The following is a 14,775-nucleotide window of genomic DNA, read 5'->3' as shown; positions in this document are numbered from 1 at the left end:
CTTGTCACCCGTTTCCGGTTCCGGAGCGAACCCGCTTCGTGACCCGGCCGACCGACGGCTCCCGCGCATCGCGGGGCCGTCGGGCCTGGTCATCTTCGGGGTCACGGGCGACCTGTCCCGCAAGAAGCTGATGCCCGCGGTGTACGACCTCGCCAACCGGGGTCTGCTGCCGCCGGGCTTCTCGCTGGTGGGCTTCGCCCGCCGCGAGTGGGAGAACGAGGACTTCGCGCAGGAGGTCCACGACGCCGTCAAGGCGCACGCCCGCACCCCGTTCCGCGAGGAGGTCTGGCAGCAGCTCATCCAGGGGATGCGCTTCGTCCAGGGCACCTTCGACGACGACGACGCGTTCGAGCGGCTGCGCTCCACCATCGACGAACTGGACAAGGCCCAGGGCACGGGCGGCAACTTCGCCTTCTACCTGTCGGTGCCGCCGCGCTCCTTCCCCGTCGTCATCCAGCAGCTGAAGAAGCACGGCCTCGCCGACCAGACCGGGGGTTCCTGGCGGCGCGCGGTCATCGAGAAGCCGTTCGGGCACGACCTGCGGTCGGCCGAGGAGCTGAACGGGATCGTGCACGAGGTGTTCGAGCCGGACCAGGTGTTCCGGATCGACCACTACCTCGGCAAGGAGACCGTCCAGAACATTTTGGCGCTGCGCTTCGCCAACACGATGTTCGAGCCGATCTGGAACCGGTCCTTCGTGGACCACGTGCAGATCACGATGGCCGAGGACATCGGCATCGGCGGCCGGGCCGGCTACTACGACGGCATCGGCGCCGCCCGGGACGTCATCCAGAACCACCTGCTCCAGCTGATGGCGCTCACCGCCATGGAGGAGCCCGCCTCCTTCGGCGCGGACGCGCTGGCCGCGGAGAAGACCAAGGTGCTGGGCGCCGTCCGGCTGCCGAGGGACCTGAGCCGCGACACCGTGCGCGGCCAGTACGCGGCCGGCTGGCAGGGCGGCGAGAAGGTCATCGGGTACCTCGAGGAAGAGGGCATCGACCAGAAGTCGAAGACCGACACCTACGCGGCGGTCAAGCTGGAGATAGACAACCGCCGCTGGGCGGGCGTCCCCTTCTACCTGCGCACCGGCAAGCGGCTCGGCCGCCGGGTGACGGAGATCGCGGTCGTCTTCCAGCGGGCCCCGCACTCCCCCTTCGACCACACGGCGACGGAGGAGCTGGGGCAGAACGCGATCGTCATCCGCGTCCAGCCCGACGAGGGCATCACGGTCCGCTTCGGGTCGAAGGTGCCCGGCACCTCGATGGAGATCCGGGACGTGTCCATGGACTTCGCCTACGGCGAGTCCTTCACGGAGTCCAGCCCGGAGGCGTACGAGCGGCTCATCCTGGACGTGCTGCTCGGCGACGCCAACCTCTTCCCGCGCACGGAGGAGGTCGAGCTGTCCTGGAAGATCCTCGACCCGATCGAGCAGCACTGGGACGCGCACGGCAGGCCCGCACAGTACAAGTCGGGCACCTGGGGGCCGGCCGAGGCGGACGAGATGCTCGCACGAGACGGACGGAGCTGGCGCCGGCCATGAAGATAGACCTGACCGACACCACCGCCGGCGACATCAACAAGGCGCTCGTCAGGGGCCGCCGGGCCATCGGCACACCCGCCGTCGGCATGGTCCTGACCCTCGTCATCGTCACCGACGAGGAGAACGCCTACGACTCCCTGAAGGCCGCCAACGACGCCTCGCGCGAGCACCCCTCGCGCACGCTGGTGGTCATCAAACGGGTCTCGCGCAGCCCGCGCGACCGCACGTCCTCGCGGCTGGACGCGGAGGTCCGGGTGGGCGCGGACGCGGGCACCGGCGAGACGGTCGTGCTCCGGCTGTACGGCGAGGTGTCCGACCATGCCGACTCGGTCGTGCTGCCGCTGCTGCTGCCGGACGCCCCCGTCGTCGTGTGGTGGCCGGTGAACGCGCCGCTGGACCCGGCCAAGGACCCCCTCGGCGCGCTCGCCCAGCGCCGGGTCACCGACACCTACGCCGCCGAGCAGCCCGTGCGGGAGCTGTCCGCCCGCGCCGAGGCCTACACGCCCGGCGACACGGACCTGTCGTGGACCCGGATCACCCCGTGGCGCTCGATGCTCGCGGCCGCGCTGGACCAGGTGGTCTGCGAGGTGCGGGCCGTCGAGGTGGAGGGCGAGGAGTTCAACCCGAGCTGCGAACTGCTGGCGATGTGGCTGGCGGACCGGCTGGACGTGCGGGTGAAGCGGTCGCTGTCGTCCGGTCCGGGGCTCACCGCGGTGCGGCTGGACACGAGCTGCGGCCCGATCGTCCTGGACCGCGCGGACGGCTCGCTGGCCACGCTGTCCATCGAGGGCCAGCCGGCCCGCGCGGTGGCGCTCAAGCGGCGGGACACCGCCGAGCTGATCGCGGAGGAACTGCGCCGGCTCGACCCGGACGACACCTACGCGTCGGCGCTGCGCTACGGCGTGGAGCGGCTGAACACGGTGCCGGAGCAGCAGCCCGCGGCGGACGAGCCCCCGGCCGGGGCCGAGCCGGCGGAGGAGGCCGCGACGGCGCCCGCGAAGAAGGCCGCGGCGCGGACCGCGAAGAAGGCCCCGGCGAGGAAGGCGGCGGCGAAGTGAGCACTCCGCAGCTGGTCGTCCACCGTGACAAGGAGCTGATGGCGCAGGCCGCCGCGGCCCGCCTGATCACCCGGATCGTGGACGCGCAGGCCTCCAGGGGCGCCGCGTCCGTGGTGCTCACGGGCGGCCGCAACGGCAACGGTCTGCTGGCCGCGCTGGCGGCGGCTCCCGCCCGGGACGCCGTGGACTGGGGCCGCATCGACCTGTGGTGGGGCGACGAGCGCTACCTGCCCGAGGGCGATCCCGAGCGCAATGTCACGCAGGCCCGCGAGGCGCTGCTGGACTCCGTGCCGCTGGACCCGGAGCGCGTGCACGCCATGCCCGCCTCCGACGGCCCCTACGGCGCGGACGTCGACGCGGCGGCGGAGGCCTACGCCGCCGAACTGGCGAAGGCAGCCGGGCCGGGCAACCACGGCTCGGTCCCCACCTTCGACGTGCTGATGCTGGGCGTCGGCCCGGACACCCATGTGGCCTCGCTCTTCCCGGAGTTGCCCGCCGTGCGGGAGACCGAGCGCACGGTGGTCGGGGTGCACGGGGCGCCGAAGCCGCCGCCGACCCGGATCAGCCTGACCCTCCCGGCGATCCGGGCGGCCCGCGAGGTGTGGCTCCTCGCGGCCGGCCAGGACAAGGCGGAGGCCGCGGCCATCGCCCTGTCGGGCGCGGGCGAGGTGCAGGCGCCGGCGGCGGGGGCGTACGGCCGGGCGCGCACGCTGTGGCTGCTGGACGCCGCGGCGGCCTCCAACCTGCCGCGGTCGCTGTACCCACCGGCTTCGCCCTGAGCGTGTGAGGCTCCGAGGGCGGCGAGGGGACGACCCCTTCGCCGCCCTCCTCCCGTTTTGCGTGACACCCCCTCAGTCAGGTTCTTCACACTTTCCGCACCGGAACCTCATGTACCGGCCATCTTTTGTGTAAGCTCCTGCCGCTCCATCCGCACCATTGAGGGGGGACCTCATGCGTATACGCTTCGCGCTGGCCGCAACCGTGGCGGCCGGCACTCTCGCCGTCGTCGTCTCGGCCCCGGCCCAGGCCGCCGAGTACTCCTCCGCCCTGAAGGTCAAGGGCGTCCAGTACGACGCTCCGGGGCGGGACTCCAACAGCTGCAGCACCGGCAACTCCAAGAGCGAGTACGTGACGATCAAGAACTACTCGCGCACCGCGACCGTGAACCTCAAGGGTTACGTGGTCAAGGACACCACCACCAGCAACAAGTTCACCTTCCGTGCCGATCACTACCTCGGTCCGGGCGACTACGTGAAGCTGCGCGGGGGCCACGGCACCGACTCGGACGCGAAGAACGTCGTCTACCGCCAGAACTGCAACTTCCTCTGGAACAACGACAAGGACACCATCTACCTGTACAAGCCGTCCGGCGCCCACGCGGACACCCACGCCTACACCAAGTCCCGCGACGACCGGGACGGCAACGGCTACATCACCTTCCACGGCTGAGGGCGCGTCACCTGACGGCGCCCGACGCGGAGGCGGCCGGGGTTCCGGCCGCCTCCGTGCGACCCCCGTCAGGTGGGGTCATTTCACCGAGCCTGCCATGACGCCCTGGACGAAGTGCCGCTGGAAGGCGAAGAACACCACCACCGGCACGATCAGGGACAGGAAGGCGCCCGGGGCCAGGACGTCGATGTTGCTGCCGAACTGGCGGATCTGGGACTGGAGCTGGACGGTCAGGGGCTGGGAGGAGCTGTCGGCGAAGAGCAGGGCCACCAGCATGTCGTTCCAGACCCACAGGAACTGGAAGATGGCGAGGGAGGCGATGGCCGGGCGGCCCACCGGCAGTACCAGCCGGGTGAAGATGCGCCACTCGGTGCCGCCGTCCATCCGGGCCGCCTCCAGCATCTCCTTGGGCATCTCCGCGAAGTAGTTGCGGAGCAGGAACACCGCGAACGGCAGTCCGTAGGCCACGTGGAACAGGACGACGCCGGGGATGGTGCCGAACAGGCCCAGCTGCCCGAAGAGTTTGGCCACCGGCAGCAGGCCGATCTGCACCGGCACCACCAGCAGGGCGACCACCAGCAGGAACAGCGGCTCCCGGAACGGGAAGTCCAGCCAGGCGAAGGCGTATCCGGCCAGCGCCGCGATGACGACGACCAGGAAGGTGGTCGGCACCGAGATCAGCACGGTGTTCCAGAACGCCTGCGTCATGCCGGAGTTCTTCAGCAGCGCCGAGTAGTTGTCGAAGGACAGCCGGCCGGGACTGGCGAGCGCCGTCCACCAGCCGCCCTTGGCGGTGTCCTGGACCGACCGGAGCGAGGACAGGAACAGTCCCGCGAGCGGGGTCAGCCACACCAGGCCGATCACCACGAGGAACGCCTGCACCAGTCCGTTGGCCAGGCCCCGCCGGATCGCGTTCATCGCCCTCATCGCTGACTCCTTCGGAAACGGCGGACGTTGAACACCATCGCGGGGATGACCAGGAGCAGCAGGAGCACTCCGAGGGCGCTGCCGAGACCCTGGTTGTTGCCGCCGCCGAAGGACACGAGCCACATCTGGGTCGCGAGGACGGTGGCGTCCTCCTGCACCGGTCCCGGCGCGATGATGTAGACGAGGTCGAAGACCTTCATCACGTTGATCACGAGGGTCACGAAGACCACGGTGAGTACGGGCGCGAGCAGCGGGACGGTGATCCGGCGGAAGATCTGCCACTCGTTCGCGCCGTCCATCCGGGCCGCCTCCAGCGCGTCCCGGGGCAGGCTCGACAGGCCCGCGCCGATCAGCACCATGGCGAAGCCCGTCCAGATCCACAGGTACGCGCCGATGATCGCCGGGGTGACGAGCGTCGGTCCGAGCCAGGAGACCCCCTGGTAGGGCGCGGCGAAGTTGGCGGCGGGCAGCCGCACCGCGTACGAGCCGCCGTCCAGCCCCGAGAAGCGGAAGGACCCGTCGGCGGCGGTCGTCGTGCTCGCGACCGTCCTCCCCGCCCGTACCGCCTCGACCTTCATGCCGGGCAGTCCGCTCTCGCGCCGGTCGACCACGCCCTGCCTGCCTCCCCCGCCGGGGGTGAAGTCCAGGTAGACGACGCCGCGCAGCTCGTCGGGGCGGGCCCCGGCGGCGGCCGCCCGGTGCGCCGGCGCCGCGTCCCGGGGCAGGTCCGCCGGCAGGACGCCGACCATGGGCAGCGTCACCGTCCGGCCCGTCGCGGCGGTCGTGCCGTAGGAGCCGTCGCGTCCCTGGGTCAGCACGCCCTGACGCCCCCGGGCCGTCGGGTACGCCGACGGGTCCTTGAAGGCGTCGTGGACCGAGACGACGGCGGCGTTGAGGACGCCCTTGTCCGGGTCCTCGTCGTAGGCGAGCCGGAAGATGATGCCGGCGGCGAGGAAGGAGACCGCCATCGGCATGAACAGCAGCAGCTTGAAGGCGGTCGCCCAGCGGACCTTCTCCACCAGCACGGCCAGGATCAGCCCGAGGCCGGTCAGCAGGGCGGGGGCCACCACCACCCAGATGGTGGTGTTGCGGATGGCTTTCAGTGTGGCCGGGTCGCGGAACATCTCGGCGTAGTTGTCGCCGCCGACGAACCGGGTGCCGGATGCGTCGAAGAAGCTCCGGCCGACGGAGAACAGCACCGGGTAGACGACGAGCGCGCCGAGCAGGAGCAGCGCGGGGAAGACGAAGAGCAGGGCGATCAGCCGGGCGCGCCGCCGGCCGCGGCGCGCGGGCGCCGGGCCGGCGGCCCGCGGGCCCGCCTGCTGTTTCACGAGTGTGGTGGCGGACATGGCGCGGCTCAGTCCTGGTAGGCCTTGGCCGCCGCGGCTTCGAGCTTGGCCGCGGTGCCCTTCGGGTCGGACGGGTCACGCAGGAAGTCCTGCAGCAGCTTCCACTCGCCGGCGCCCTTGGTGCCGCCGAAGGCCGCCGGGGCCTGGTCGGACATGTCGAAGCGGACCGAGTCCCCGGCGCCCACCAGGGACTTGGCGGTGGCGCGGGTGACGTCGTCGCCGTAGGAGGCGAGGTCGAGCTTCTTGTTCGGGGACAGGAAGCCGCCCGCCTTCGCCCACACGGCGGACGCCTCGGGGGTCGCGAGGTACTCGAGGAGCTTCATACCGGCCTTGGCGTTCTTGCCGTCCTTGAGGACGACCGCCGCGTCACCGCCGCTGACCACCGGGGCCTTGCCGCCGTCGACCGCGGGGAAGGGGAAGAAGTCCGCGTCCTTGCCGATCGCCTTGCCGTACTGGTCGTGGGCGACACCGGCGACGAAGTCGCCCTCGTACACCATGCCCGCCTTGGGCTCGGGCCCGAACACCTTCTCCACCGAGCCGGGGAAGTCGGTGTTCAGGGCCTCCTTCTGGCCGCCGGCGACCAGCTGCTTGTCCTTGAAGAGCCTGCCGAGCGTGCCGAGGGCCTTGACCACGCTCGCGTCGGTCCACTTGAGCTCGTGCGCGGCGAGGGCGTCGTACTTCTGGGGCCCGGCCTGGGAGAGGTAGATGTTCTCGAACCAGTCGGTGAGGGTCCAGCCGTCCTGTCCGGCGACCGAGAACGCGGCGAGGCCGGAGTCGGAGACGGTGTGCCCGGCCTTGAGCAGCGCGTCGTACGTCTTGGGCGCCTTGACCCCGGCCTGGGCGAGGGCGTCGGGGCTGTACCAGACGGTCGACTTGTGGGCGGCCTTGAAGTAGAGGCCGTACAGGGTGCCGTCGACGCTGCCGTACTTCTTCCACACGGGCGCGTAGTCGGCGCCGATGGTCTGCCGGGCGGTGCCGGAGAGCGGCTTGAGCCAGCCCTTCTTCGCGAACTGCTGGAGCACGCCGACCTGCGGGACCATCACGACGTCGGGCGCGTTGCCGCCCTCGATCTTGCTGCCGACGACGGTGGAGACGTTGTCACCGGTGGAGACGAACTGGGTCTTGGCGCCGGTCTTCTCGCTGAACGCGTCCAGCACCTTCTGGAAGTTCTTCTGCTCGCTGCCGGACCAGACGCCGGCCACGGTGACCGTCTGGCCGCTCAGTGCCTTGTCACCGCCGCCCGCGGAGACGTCGTCGCCGCCGCACGCGGTGGCGCCGAGGGCGAGGGTGAGCGCGGTGCAGCTCGTGAGCAGGGTGGTACGTCGTCGCATCATCATCGATGTCCCTTCAGGGAAATGGGTGTGGACGGTGGATCAGAGGTCGGCGAGCCACCAGGCCGCCGTGGATCCGGACAGGACGCCGGGCGGGCAGGGGCCGCTGGAGAGCAGGGGGGTGCCGGGGACCGGTGCGGGCGTGGGGGCCGTGCCGAAGTTGACGGCGCAGACCAGTCCGTCACCGCGGTCGAAGGCGAGCACGCCGGGCGGGGTGTCCAGCCAGCGCAGGGTGCCCTCGCCCAGCTGGGGCAGGGAGTGCCGCAGCTGGAGGCCGTCGCGGTACAGGTGCCAGAAGGACTGCGTGTCGGCGAGGGCGCGGTCGGTGGCGTACTCGGCGAAGTACGACGGCTGCGGCAGCCAGGGCCGGGCGCCGTCCGCGCCGGAGGTGAATCCGAACGGGGAGGCCTGTCCGGACCAGGGCAGCGGCACCCGGCAGCCGTCGCGGATGCGGGCGCGGCTTCCGGTGCGGTGGAAGATCGGGTCGGTGAGCACGTCGTCGGGCAGGTCGACGACCTCGGGCAGGCCCAGCTCCTCGCCCTGGTAGATGTACGCGGCGCCGGGCAGCGCCAGCATCAGCAGCGCGGCGGCGCGGGCGCGGGCGGCGCCGAGGCCGCTGCCCTCGGTGGCGGGCTCGCCGTAGCGGGTGACCGTGCGGACCTGGTCGTGGTTGTTGAGAACCCAGGTGACGGTGGAGCCCGTGCCGGCGATGTCCTGCATGGCCTCGGAGATGACCTTGCGGAAGGCGTCGGGGTCCCAGTGGGCGCCGAGCAGGTCGAAGAAGAAGGCCTGGTGGAGTTCGTCGGGCCGGACGTAGCGGGCGTGTTCGCGGGCGGTGGGGACGGAGACCTCGCCGACGAGGAGGCGTTCGCGGCCGTCGCGGCCGGTGTACTCCTCGCATATGGAGCGCCAGCGGCGCCACACCTCGTGCACCTCGGGCTGGTTCCAGGCGAGCGGGTTGACCGAGTCGCGGGTGCGGGCGTCGGCCTCGGGGTCGTCGGAGTCTGGCAGTTCGGGGTGCTTGAACAGGCCGGCGGCGACGTCGATGCGGAAACCGTCCACGCCCCGGTCGAGCCAGAAGCGCAGGACGCGCTCGAACTCGGCGGGGACCTCCGGGTTGCGCCAGTTCCAGTCGGGCTGCTCGGGCGTGAACATGTGCAGGTACCACTGGCCGGGGCGGCCGTCGGGCCCGGTCACCCTGCTCCAGGCGGGGCCGCCGAACATGGCGTGCCAGTTGTTGGGCGGCTCGCTGCCGTCGGGGCCGCGGCCGTCGGCGAAGTGGAAGCGGGCGCGGGCCGGGCCGCCGGGCGCGTCCTCGAGCGCCTCGCGGAACCAGGGGTGCTCGCTGGAGCAGTGGTTGGGGACGATGTCGAGGAGGACCTTGATGCCGAGCCGCCGGGCGGCCGCCATCAGCAGGTCGAACTCGTCGAGGTCGCCGAAGAGCGGGTCGACGCCGCAGTAGTCGGCCACGTCGTAGCCGTGGTCGTGCTGCGGCGAGGGGTAGAACGGGCTCAGCCAGATGCCGTCGACGCCGAGCTTCTTCAGGTACGGGAGCCCGGCTCGGACGCCGGCCAGATCGCCGACGCCGTCGCCGGTGCTGTCCAGGAAGCTGCGCACGTAGACCTGGTAGATCACCGCGTCACGCCACCAATGATGCCTGTTCAACCCAGTGGACCTGTCTCTGAAGAGGGGCTGTTATGCATGCATGTTAGGTAGGCGTCGCTTGAGGGTGTCAATGAGATGAACAGACGTTACCGGCCGGTCCACCGTTCAAATAAGGGCATTTCACCCCAAGGTGACAGCAGTCGTGATGGCGGCGTTACTTAACAAGTAACTAGGGAGGGCTTATCGGCGCGCGATGGCGTCGAGCTCGCGCGCCAGTCGGCGCACGGCCTGTCCGGGCGTCTGACGCCCGGCGAGCGCGTCCTGCACGACCGCCTGTACCACCAGGCTGACCTGGTCGTAGTGCGCGCTCTTGGGGCGCGGCGAGGCGGTGACGACGGCGGCGCGCAGCGTCGGCAGGTAGGGGAAGCGCTTCACCAGTGCGGGGTCTTCGTACAGCGCGGCGCGCACGGGGGGCAGTGCGCCCCGGGTGAGCACCTGCCGCTGGACGGGCGCGCTGGTGAGGTAGGCGATCAGGCGCGCGGCGGAGTCGGGGTGCCGGGCACGGGAGTTGACCGCGAGGTTGGAGCCGCCGAGCACGCTCCGGCCCGGCCCGTCGGGACCGGGCAGCGGCACGGCTCCGATCCGCCCGGCGACCTTCGAGCCCTTGGCGGAGGCGACGGCGTAGGCGTAGGGCCAGTTGCGCAGGAAGAGCAGCCTGCCGTCCTGGAACGCCTGCTTGGACTCCTCCTCCTTGTACGTCAGTGCCTGTTTCGGTATCCAGCCCTCCCGTACGCCGCGGGCGAGGAAGCCGATGCCCTCGCGGGCGGCGGCGGAGTCGACGGTGACCCGGGTGCCCTCGGAGCCGAGGATCGTGCCGCCCGCCGAGTACACCGCCTCGGCCGCGTTCACGGTGAGGCCCTCGTAGGGCAGGAACTGGCCCGCGTAGCCGCCGAGGCCGTACCTGGGCGCGATGGTCTTCGCGTCGTGCTCCAGCTCGGCCCAGGTGCGCGGCGGCGGCACGCCCTCCTTGTCGAGGACGTCCTTGCGGTACAGCAGCAGCCCGGCGTTGGTGACGTAGGGGACGGCGTACAGGCGTCCGTCGTAGGTGGCCGTGTCCACGACCGGCCGCAGGAAGCTCTTCAGCGGGAAGCGGTCGCGGGGCAGCGGGCGGATCCAGCCGGCCGCCGCGAACTCCGAGGTCCAGTTGACGTCGATGTTCAGGACGTCGAAGCGGCCGCGGTCGCCGCCGCTGAGGTCGGTGGTCATCTGCGCGTGGGTCTCGTCCGCGGAGTCCGGCAGCTCGACCAGCGTGACCTTCTCGCCGGGGTGGGTACGGTTCCAGCCCTGGAGCAGCGGGCCGAGGTAGCCGGTGAGGTCGCCGGCCGTGGCGAGGGTGAGCGGGCCGCGCCCCTGGACGGCGCCCTCGCCGGCGCGGGCGCCGGAGGCGACGTACCCGGTCATGATCACGACGAGGGCGAGAAGGCCCCTACCGGCGGCGCGCATCCACCGCATAGGTTCCTCCCTGAACACGTACACCCGGCTCCGGGCACCCTCGCCCGGGAGTCAGAGGCCATGTATACCTGTTAGGTATGGGCGATACTAGGGCCTGGAGCACATTACGCAGACTAGGAGGACAGCACGAGTGCGCCTGCCCCTCCTGGCACTCCTCGCGCGCGGCGCCGCCCACGGTTACGAGCTGAAGCAGGACCTTGAGCTCCTGCTGGGCTCCGCGTACCCTCAGCCGAACGTCGGCCAGATCTACGTCACCCTCGGCCGCCTCGAGAAGTCGGGACTGATCGAGGGCGAGGACGTCGAGCAGTCCAGCCGGCCCAACAAGAAGGTCTACCACCTCACCGACGCCGGGCGGGAGGCGCTGCACGCCTGGTTCGAGGAGACCGAGGACGAGCCTCGGGTGCGGGACGAGTTCTTCATGAAGCTCGCCCTCGCCCCGCAGACCGGTCTCGCCGACCAGATCGCCCTCATCAACAGGCAGCGGCGCCAGTACCTCAACACCATGCGCAATCTCTCGAAACTGGCCGCGGCCGAGAACCGGGACAACCGAATCGCCCATCTGCTGATCGAGGGCGCGATGCTGCACCTGCAGGCCGACCTCGACTGGCTGGAGCGGTGCCAGGAGGAACTGGAGGAGCTGGAATGAGCGACGGCTCTGCCGCTCCCCTGCTGCGCGCCGAAGGGCTCGTGAAGACCCACCACGGCGAGGGCGCGCCCGCGCACGCCGTGCGCGGGGTGGACCTGGCCGTCGCGCCGGGCGAGTTCGTCGCGATCACCGGGCCCTCCGGGGCCGGGAAGTCGACGCTGCTGCACCTGCTGGGCGGGCTGCAGCGGCCGGACGAGGGCAGCATCTGGCTGGACGGCCGGTGCACGGACTCCTTCGGCGAGGCGCGCTGGGCGGTGGAGCGCCGCAAGGCCATCGGCATCGTCTTCCAGTTCTTCAACCTGGTGTCGGACCTGTCCGTAGCCGACAACGTCGAGCTGCCCGCCCTGCTCGCCGGCGTCCCGCCGAAGAAGGCACGCGCCGAGCGCGAGGCCCTCCTCGCCGAGCTGGGCCTGAAGGGCAAGGAACGCAGCATGCCCGGCGAGCTGTCCGGCGGCGAGCAGCAGCGGGTCGCGCTCGCCCGGGCCCTGGTCAACCATCCGCCGCTGCTGCTCGCGGACGAGCCCGCGGGCAGTCTCGACAGCAAGGGCACCCGCGAGGTGATGCGGCTGCTGTCCCGCTTCCACGGGCGCGGCCAGACCATCGTGCTGGTCACGCACGACGCCCGGCTGGCCAGCGCCGCGGACCGGGTGATCAGCTTCTTCGACGGCCGCATAGCCGACGACGCCGCCCTGGACGGCGCCCCCTCCCGGCGCGGTGGCATATCCGGTGTGCTGGAGCTGAGGGACTGATGGCGGGGACGGCGGCGGGACGGCCGGCGGCCCGGCCGGCGGCGCTGACGGCGTGCGCGGCGGTGCCGTGCGGGGCGAGGGGCTGAGACGCGTGCGGGCCACCCTGCGCTGGGCGCACTCCGATCTGCGCACGCACCGCGGCGAGGCGCTGTTCCTCGTGCTGGCCACCGCCGGCATCGTCGCGTCGCTGCTGCTGGCCACCGCCCTGTTCGGCTACGCCACGAACCCCTGGCAGCGGGTCTTCACGCAGGCACGCGGGGCCCACGTGTGGATCCACACCGTGCCCTCGGCGGACGCCCGCAGGCTCGCCCGGCTGGACGGCGTCGACTCCGTCGCCGGGCCCTACCGCACCGAGGCCGCCACCGTCTCCGTACGCGGCACCCGCGCCTCCGTCGAACTGCGCGGCACCCCCGGCCTGCCCGCCGTCGGCCGCCCGCTGCTCACCGCCGGTCACTGGCTGGACCCGGCCGAGCCGCACGGTGTGGTGCTGGAGAGCGGCCTGGCCCGGTCCCTGCTGGCCGAGCCCGGGGACACCCTGACCCTGCCCGGCACCACCCGCACCCTCACCGTCGAGGGCGTCGCGGAGAGCGCCGAACCCCACTACAGCCCGGGTGAACAGCCGGGTCTGGTGTGGGCGCCGCCGTCGGCCGTGCGCGCCTTCGGCGGCCAGGTGATCGGACTGCGGCTGGACGATCCGGCCGACACGGACTACGTGGTGCAGCGCGCCGTCACCGCGCTGGGCTCGGGCGCGGTCGGCGAGGTCTCCACCTGGCAGCAGGCGCGCTCCGCGGCACAGGGCGACAACCGGCTGCTGGGGCAGGTGCTCGGGCTGTTCGGTCTCGGCGCCCTGATCGCCGCCGGACTGGCGGTGCACGGCGCGATCGCGACCCGCATCCGCGGGCACCTGCGGGACCTGTCGGTGCTCAAGGCGATCGGTTTCACCCCGGGCCAGGTGGTACGGGTCTTTCTGCTCCAGCACCTCGCGTACGCCCTGCTCGGCTCCGTGGCCGCGGCCGCGCTCACCGAGGCCCTGGGCCGCCGGGTCCCGGGGCGGCTCGGGGACGCCGTCGGCGTGTGGCAGGGACTGCCCGGGCACACCCCGGCGCTGTTCCTGATACCGGTGGGCGCGGTGCTGTTCATCGGTCTGACCACGGGGCTCGCGGCCTGGCGGGCGGGCCGGGTGCCTCCGGTCCCGGTGCCCCGGCCGGCCGCGCCGGCGGGCGGCCGGCTGACCGGCCTGACCCGGCGGGCGCTGGGGCTGCGGCTGCCGGCAGCGCTGGTCCTCGGCTGCCACAGGGCGTTCGCGGGACGCGGCCGGTCCCTCGCGACGGTGGCCCGGCTGACGCTGCCGCTGGTGCTGATCGTGGTGGCGCTGAGCGCGTGGACCACCATCGACCGGTTCCACGACAGCCCCGGGCACATGGGCCTGCCGACCGCGCTCACGGTGCGCTACGACAGCGACGTGGACCCGGCGGGGGTACGGGCCCTGGCGGCACGAGACCCGGGGGTCGCCGCCGCCTATCCGGGCGTGGAGGAGGCCGCGCTGGTCCCCGGGCAGACCGGGACCGTAGCGCTGCGCGGCATCGGCACCCGGGACGAGCCCTACCCGTACGCGCTCGCCGAGGGCCGCGCCGCGAGCGGACCGGACGAGGCGGTGGCCGGCCAAGGACTGCTGGACCTGCTGCACGCGCGGGTCGGTGACTGGGTGCGGATCACCGTGGGCGACCGGCCGCAGATCCTGCACATCGTGGGCCGGAGCATCGAACCGCAGAACGCCGGCCGGGTGGTGACGACCTCCCTGGACGCCCTGCGCGAGAACAATCCGGGGCTGTCCCCCGCCTTCTGCGAACTGCGTCTGCGTCCCGGTGCCGACCCGCACCGCGTGGCCGCCGCGCTCACCTCGGCCGGCCGGGGCCACCTGGACGTGCACCCCGTGACGAACCCCGCCGACGGGCTGTCCCCGCTGCGCGCGGTCGTCGCCGGGCTGATCGCCGTCCTGGCCCTCATCGGGCTGGTCGAGCTGCTCACGGCGATCGGCGGCAGTGTCCGCGAGGGCGAGCGGGACGTGCTGGCGCTGCGGGCGATCGGCATGTCCCCGCGGCAGATCACCGCCATCACCGTCACGGCGACGAGCTGTACGGCCCTGGCCGCGGCCGTCGCGGCCACCGCGCTGGGCGTGCCGCTGGCCCGCCTGCTGATCGACGCCGAGGGCAGCTCCAGCGGCATCGGCGCGGGGATCGCCCGGTCCCCCTCCCCCGGGCTGCTGCTCCTGCTGGGCACGGCGGCGGTGCTGGGGGCGGCGGGACTGGCGGCGCTGCCCGCGGCCCGCGCCGCCCGCAGGCGCATGGCGGACACGCTGAGCGCGGTGGCCTGAGCCCGGCGGGCGGACGGACGCACACCCGCCCCCTCTCGCGGGCGCACTGCACGCGCAAGAGGGGGCGCCGAGGCAGCCGCGGCTCGGGGACGGTCAGCTACGGCCGCGCAGCTGCCGGTACCTGGCGACGAGGGCCTTGGTCGAGGCGTCGAGGCCGGGGACGTCCGCGCCGTCGGTGAGGGCGGGTTCGACGCGTTTGGCGAGGACCTTGCCGAGTTCCACGCCCCACTGGTCG

The 14,775-nt window shown here is 72.2% G+C and carries 13 protein-coding genes; 7 read left to right on the top strand and 6 right to left on the bottom strand.

The genetic code is table 11. The features are described from left to right. The first annotated feature begins 1 nt into the window (after position 1). The 4 genes from zwf (at position 2) to IE177_RS28440 (ending at position 4,047) form a co-directional block, all read left to right on the top strand. Positions 2–1,540 carry a glucose-6-phosphate dehydrogenase gene (gene zwf / locus IE177_RS28455; RefSeq protein WP_190018326.1) on the top strand — a complete coding sequence of 513 codons (1,539 nt, stop codon included), beginning with the start codon at positions 2–4 and terminating at the stop codon, positions 1,538–1,540. Next, positions 1,537–2,598 (top strand): glucose-6-phosphate dehydrogenase assembly protein OpcA, encoded by a 1,062-nt coding sequence (gene opcA / locus IE177_RS28450; protein WP_190018325.1) that lies wholly within the window; start codon positions 1,537–1,539, stop codon positions 2,596–2,598. The genes zwf and opcA overlap by 4 nt, the downstream gene beginning before the upstream one ends. Continuing rightward, positions 2,595–3,377 carry a 6-phosphogluconolactonase gene (gene pgl, locus IE177_RS28445; protein ID WP_190018324.1) on the top strand — a complete coding sequence of 261 codons (783 nt, stop codon included), beginning with the start codon at positions 2,595–2,597 and terminating at the stop codon, positions 3,375–3,377. The genes opcA and pgl overlap by 4 nt, the downstream gene beginning before the upstream one ends. Before the next feature lie 172 nt (positions 3,378–3,549). Then, a complete protein-coding gene (locus IE177_RS28440) occupies positions 3,550–4,047 on the top strand; it encodes a lamin tail domain-containing protein (protein WP_190018323.1) in 498 nt (165 codons plus the stop codon). 78 nt (positions 4,048–4,125) lie between these two features. On the opposite strand, the gene IE177_RS28435 is transcribed toward IE177_RS28440, so the two are convergent. The 5 genes from IE177_RS28435 to IE177_RS28415 all read right to left on the bottom strand — a co-directional run bounded on the left by IE177_RS28435 (position 4,126) and on the right by IE177_RS28415 (position 10,771). Beyond that, positions 4,126–4,965, bottom strand: a complete 840-nt coding sequence (locus tag IE177_RS28435; protein ID WP_190018461.1) for a carbohydrate ABC transporter permease — start codon at positions 4,963–4,965, stop codon at positions 4,126–4,128. Positions 4,966–4,970: 5 nt separating this feature from the next. After that, positions 4,971–6,323, bottom strand: a complete 1,353-nt coding sequence (locus tag IE177_RS28430; protein ID WP_190018322.1) for an ABC transporter permease — start codon at positions 6,321–6,323, stop codon at positions 4,971–4,973. A gap of 8 nt (positions 6,324–6,331) precedes the next feature. Further along, the gene (locus tag IE177_RS28425; protein WP_190018460.1) at positions 6,332–7,657 is read right to left on the bottom strand and encodes an ABC transporter substrate-binding protein; all 1,326 of its coding nucleotides are present in this window, start codon (positions 7,655–7,657) and stop codon (positions 6,332–6,334) included. A gap of 39 nt (positions 7,658–7,696) precedes the next feature. Beyond that, positions 7,697–9,319 (bottom strand): glycoside hydrolase family 13 protein, encoded by a 1,623-nt coding sequence (locus IE177_RS28420; RefSeq protein ID WP_190018321.1) that lies wholly within the window; start codon positions 9,317–9,319, stop codon positions 7,697–7,699. 180 nt (positions 9,320–9,499) lie between these two features. After that, on the bottom strand, positions 9,500–10,771 hold the full coding sequence (locus tag IE177_RS28415; RefSeq protein ID WP_190018320.1) for an ABC transporter substrate-binding protein: 1,272 nt from the start codon (positions 10,769–10,771) through the stop codon (positions 9,500–9,502). 130 nt (positions 10,772–10,901) lie between these two features. Here IE177_RS28415 and IE177_RS28410 point away from each other — a divergent pair, with 130 nt between their 5' ends. The 3 genes from IE177_RS28410 to IE177_RS28400 all read left to right on the top strand — a co-directional run bounded on the left by IE177_RS28410 (position 10,902) and on the right by IE177_RS28400 (position 14,540). Then, positions 10,902–11,417, top strand: coding sequence for a PadR family transcriptional regulator (locus IE177_RS28410; protein ID WP_190018319.1), 516 nt, complete (start codon positions 10,902–10,904; stop codon positions 11,415–11,417). Continuing rightward, the gene (locus IE177_RS28405; RefSeq protein WP_190018318.1) at positions 11,414–12,166 is read left to right on the top strand and encodes an ABC transporter ATP-binding protein; all 753 of its coding nucleotides are present in this window, start codon (positions 11,414–11,416) and stop codon (positions 12,164–12,166) included. Before IE177_RS28410 ends, IE177_RS28405 begins: the two co-directional genes overlap by 4 nt. 91 nt (positions 12,167–12,257) lie before the next feature. Beyond that, positions 12,258–14,540 (top strand): ABC transporter permease, encoded by a 2,283-nt coding sequence (locus IE177_RS28400; protein ID WP_190018317.1) that lies wholly within the window; start codon positions 12,258–12,260, stop codon positions 14,538–14,540. A gap of 93 nt (positions 14,541–14,633) precedes the next feature. Here the strand turns inward: IE177_RS28400 and IE177_RS28395 are convergent. Continuing rightward, positions 14,634–14,775, bottom strand: a 142-nt coding sequence (locus tag IE177_RS28395; protein ID WP_190018316.1) for a phosphoglucose isomerase-related protein, incomplete at its 5' end; no start/stop codon positions are given.

This window comes from Streptomyces lucensis JCM 4490, assembly GCF_014650035.1.
GTDB lineage: Bacteria > Actinomycetota > Actinomycetes > Streptomycetales > Streptomycetaceae > Streptomyces > Streptomyces lucensis.
The sequence above is the reverse complement of the archived record's forward strand: the minus strand, read 5'-3'. Positions and strand labels throughout refer to the sequence as shown.

Coding starts and splice junctions, on each gene's coding strand:
- opcA (WP_190018325.1), top strand. CDS start 1,537: ATGAAGATAGACCTGACCGACACCACCGCCGGCGACATCAACAAGGCG.
- IE177_RS28440 (WP_190018323.1), top strand. CDS start 3,550: ATGCGTATACGCTTCGCGCTGGCCGCAACCGTGGCGGCCGGCACTCTC.
- IE177_RS28435 (WP_190018461.1), bottom strand. CDS start 4,965: ATGAACGCGATCCGGCGGGGCCTGGCCAACGGACTGGTGCAGGCGTTC.
- IE177_RS28430 (WP_190018322.1), bottom strand. CDS start 6,323: ATGTCCGCCACCACACTCGTGAAACAGCAGGCGGGCCCGCGGGCCGCC.
- IE177_RS28425 (WP_190018460.1), bottom strand. CDS start 7,657: ATGATGCGACGACGTACCACCCTGCTCACGAGCTGCACCGCGCTCACC.
- IE177_RS28415 (WP_190018320.1), bottom strand. CDS start 10,771: ATGCGGTGGATGCGCGCCGCCGGTAGGGGCCTTCTCGCCCTCGTCGTG.
- IE177_RS28405 (WP_190018318.1), top strand. CDS start 11,414: ATGAGCGACGGCTCTGCCGCTCCCCTGCTGCGCGCCGAAGGGCTCGTG.